Origin of the sequence: Butyrivibrio sp. ob235, from assembly GCF_900109475.1 — a bacterium.
GTDB lineage: Bacteria > Bacillota > Clostridia > Lachnospirales > Lachnospiraceae > Butyrivibrio.
The window spans coordinates 1-3542 of sequence record NZ_FOBE01000064.1 but is presented as its reverse complement, the minus strand read 5'-3'; the positions used below and the strand labels follow the sequence as shown (position 1 = coordinate 3542).

The following is a 3542-nucleotide window of genomic DNA, read 5'->3' as shown; positions in this document are numbered from 1 at the left end:
TGGTTGCGCTTTTGCCATACTGAAATCACCTCCAAAGGTTTTATATTATCAGTATAGCATATTGGTCTATTTATTTAAATTACAATCTACTAGTACTGTAGATGTGAATGATGATGAAAATCAGAATTCAGCTGATGATTCAACTACTGAAACGGATGAAGCAGAAGAATCGGATAGTGAGAATCCGGATGAACAGAATTCCGAGTCAGACAATTCAGAACAAGAAAACAATGATTCAGGAGAAATCTATATAACAGGTAGTTTTGATCTTGATAGCGTAATTGATAAAAATATGAATGCTTCAAAGATAATTGAAGTGAAAGAAATTGTTGAGACGGGGACAAATATATATTCAGCTTCAGGAAAATGGTGCTACTTTTTCTACTTTAATAGTGATGGTTCGGAATTAGGATATCGTCCGGAAATGACACCAAATTCAGTAATAGGAAAACTTGGAACAGGAATGGATGAAGACGGAATTAGTGCATTTAGCGATGAAGCAGAAACAATAATAACAAGTACAAAAAGATGGCGGATGAATTGTTATTCATCTACTGATGGAGAATGTGATGTATATGTGGACATGTATGTTGCAGAGTGATATAACCCTTTAGAGATGAATTACGAAAATGAAGGTGTAATTAGTATGGAAAAAATATTTTTATTATCTGCAACTTTTTGAATAGATACGTTCTCTATATAAATGTAAAGGTCAAAAGATCTAAACAGAAAGAGAGGACATAGAAAATGAAAAGAACATCAATAGTAGCAATAATAATAGTGATTGTGGCAATTGCCGTTATGGGGTGTGGTAATTCAAAAGATGAAACACCTTTGCGGGAATATGTTAAAGAGACTAAAGAGGAGCCATTATCTACCGATGTGACAGATAATAATGAGAATTATGATCATGTAATAGAAGTTGATGGAGTTGAGATAGGACTAAAGGATATTGAAGGGTATAAGCCTTATATCGTACATTTTTTATATTCCAAAGAAGGTATTACTGATGGAAATTGTACTGATGGCAACGCATATTTTCAGGATGCAGGTAAAAATATACTAAGTCTTGATGATGCGAAGCGGCAGGATATTATAGCAGACTATGAATTTCATAAAAGTGATGAAATGTTAGTTCTATACGTTAATGAGAATAAAAATGGCCTTAGCTTAATGCCTGCTCCAAGCCCGGGGGATTTGAGACTGGAGTTTGAAGGAGACATTGATACATATGCAGTTTTATGGAATAGTGCAGCTATGGAGAAAATCGGATTAGGGAATGAATATAAAATGGTTGACTTATCTCCAAGTTCAGATTTTGATAATGATAAAATTGTATGCGTAAAAAATGTTCCATACGAAGATTTTTTTTATGGAGCACTGGGTGATAATGTAGGCAAATATTATTTGTTTATAAAGAACGTATATTACGGAGAATATAGTTTAATTAAATAGTATTCATAAAAATATAAGCAGGTATAGGATTACATAGGGGGAGACTATTAGCTAATGCAGTGGGGAAATAACAGATGAAGACAAGTGAAGAACTACAGCAACTTATTGGCGAATTGCAAAATGGCAACAGAGATTCATTTAACGAAATATACGAAGATAGTTATAAATATCTTTACACTTGTGTAATCCATATTGTAAAAAATGAAGAAATAGCCAAAGATGTCCTTCAGGAAACATATACGGAGATATACAAAAGCATAGGACAGCTGAAAAATCCTAAGGATTTTCTTTCATGGGCGTCTACAATAGCGAATCGAAAGGCCTTTGCTCTATTGAAGAAAAAGAACAGGGATATTCTTGTACTTGAAGATGCAAATGAGTCTGATTGCGATTTCTTTGATGACTTGCCTGATGATGAGGATATCATACCGGAGAATATAATTGATAATCGTGAAAAGATCATGATGATTCGCGAAATGATTGATGGTCTAACGGATGTCCAAAGAGCTTGTCTTATTGGGTTCTACTATAACGGACAAAAACAGGATGAAATAGCAGAAGAACTTGGAATTCCGGTAAATACTGTTAAGTCACATTTGAACAGAGCCAAAGCAAAAATAAAAGAAGCGGTTGGAGATGTAGAGAAGAAGCAGGGGATAAAATTGTATTCTTTTGCTCCATTTATGCTCTATTTTTTCAGAAAAGAGATGGAACTATTTGCTGCCGATATTACTGTTCCAGCAATGAGTGCGTCGCTTAGTAGTGCTATAGCATCTCATGCAGTTGGTGGCATAGGGAAAAAAGTTGCTGTATTCTCTGCAAAAACAAAGTTTATAGCTGGCGCAACGACTACTGCGGTAGTGGTTGGTGCGGTGGCTGGAACTATAGCTTATAATAATCGGGCTACAAATTATGTAGATGTAAGAATAGAGCCATCTGTACTTATTCAGGATATTAAAGTCTATGATATGGACTTGGAAGATCTCAGCTTTGAAAAGATATTAGGACATATGGAAGATATTGAAGCTCAGTATAATGCTAAGGCAGAACCTGAATATTATATCGAATATGACGGCAGCAACTACCAATTGGAAAGCTATGACGGACCAGTATCAGGTGCAAATATTGCTCATAAAAAAAGTTGGATGGCGGAGAATATGCGCTTTTCAAAATGGGAATATAATGATGGCGTTGATATTAAGGAACATAAATCAGATTTTTTGCAGGATTACTTCCTTACAGGAAGAAGTGAAGAGGAGTGGACGCCTTTATATGAAAACTGTATGTATGAAAAGAATATAGTGAATAATACAAGTGGCTTAACGTTTGATAGCTTGACAGTTGAAGATAATGAAGAACGATTTTTATGGACGAAGTATTCTGATGAAAAAGAGTATATTTATATACAAGATATCAGAGATGAAAATGAGTCTATAAAACTAAATTCCGGTTCGTATGTGCCTGTGGGCAAATACATAATGTGCGATTACATTGGAAATAATATTGAAGAGGTAACTAATTCTCTTTACCCAGATCTTTATGAGCTGACTCTCCGCAACGAAACTGTAGACTTTCAAAACGGGACAGTACAATATGTAGAATCTGAAACAAGAGATGAAAATTGGCACTATGGAGAGGTTACATATATTGATAAAACTTTGAGGAACATAATAATCAAATTTTCAGATAGCACTAAAGAAGATTTCCATACCATACAATTTGTTTCGGATAATGACGAAGGAACTATTACAAAGGTTTATCTGCATAAATCTTCCTAAAGAGTATGTGGCAGGCTCTATGATGAAAGTAAATATTTGCGGCTTTTTTCCATTTTGGTATACATTTTTGGCTTATTCTGGGAAAAATTTATGAACGTTTGTAAATAAGAAGGCTTTTTCGAGGAGTTGGTACCCATGATTTTTCAAAACAAGTATACCAAAACGCCGGAAACCGCATTTTATTTACTTTTTCTCATGGTGCTCCAAAATTAAGCAAGCTAGCGTAAAGTTTTTGTAGGATTAATTGAAAAAGGGGATTTCCTTCGTGATATAGTTATTTACGGTGTCCAAGCCAAAATAACCAAACGG

3 protein-coding genes are annotated in these 3542 nt (G+C 34.6%); all 3 read left to right on the top strand.

Going from position 1 to position 3542, the window contains the following annotated elements; translation table 11 throughout:
• Positions 1 to 601, top strand: a 601-nt coding sequence (locus BMW61_RS21355; protein ID WP_207650213.1) for a hypothetical protein, incomplete at its 5' end; no start/stop codon positions are given.
• 146 nt (positions 602 to 747) lie between these two features.
• A complete protein-coding gene (locus BMW61_RS21350; RefSeq protein WP_022762886.1) occupies positions 748 to 1455 on the top strand; it encodes a hypothetical protein in 708 nt (235 codons plus the stop codon).
• A gap of 74 nt (positions 1456 to 1529) precedes the next feature.
• Entirely contained in the window at positions 1530 to 3233 is a 1704-nt protein-coding gene (locus tag BMW61_RS21345) for an RNA polymerase sigma factor (RefSeq protein ID WP_091826077.1), read from the top strand.
• Positions 3234 to 3542: the final 309 nt, after the last annotated feature.